General features: G+C 77.2%; 1 pseudogene. It reads left to right on the top strand.

The annotated features are described in order from the left end of the window. Positions 1-543, top strand: a pseudogene (locus tag ACTFO6_RS17535) (hypothetical protein); the annotation flags it as partial.

The following is a 543-nucleotide window of genomic DNA, read 5'->3' as shown; positions in this document are numbered from 1 at the left end:
CCCGCACCGACGACTATATGCGGGCCCACGAGGGGTATGCGCTGCGCTCGCCCGGGTGCGCGAAAGAGGACGCGCCCACCGTCAAGTTGGCAGCGATGGAAGCCCCCGAGCAGCCCGTCCCTCCCGCCGCCTCGGGCCGGCGGGCCTACCTTTTGGGCCGGTGGGCGCTTCTGGGCGCGCCGCTTGTGGCGGCGGCCGTCATCATCGTCCCGCTGGTCCTGCGGGAAGGCCCGCCTCCGCCGTCCCGGGACGTCTTCCCTTTGCCGCTGCCTCCCGGGACAGGGATGGACCCCTACGCCGCCCCGCCGGGGCCTGAGCCCGCCGCCGAGCAAAGCCCGCCGCCGCGCCCCGCAAGCTCCCGCCCGGTCGAAGCGCTACGCCTAGGCGAACCCGTCCCGGTGGGCCCCGAGGGGGCGCCGAAGCCGTCGGCTCCCCCGGCAGCGCCGCAGTCCACGCCGGAAGCCGTGCGCAAACAGGCGGCAGCGGCGGCGCCCGCCGTCCCGCCGCCGGCCCCGGCACCTGGCGCAGTGCCAGCCGCGATCC

Origin of the sequence: Pelomicrobium sp. G1 (assembly GCF_051905455.1) — a bacterium.
In the GTDB taxonomy this organism is placed as follows: Bacteria; Pseudomonadota; Gammaproteobacteria; order Burkholderiales; family UBA6910; genus Pelomicrobium.
This window is presented reverse-complemented; position numbering and strand designations above follow the sequence as displayed.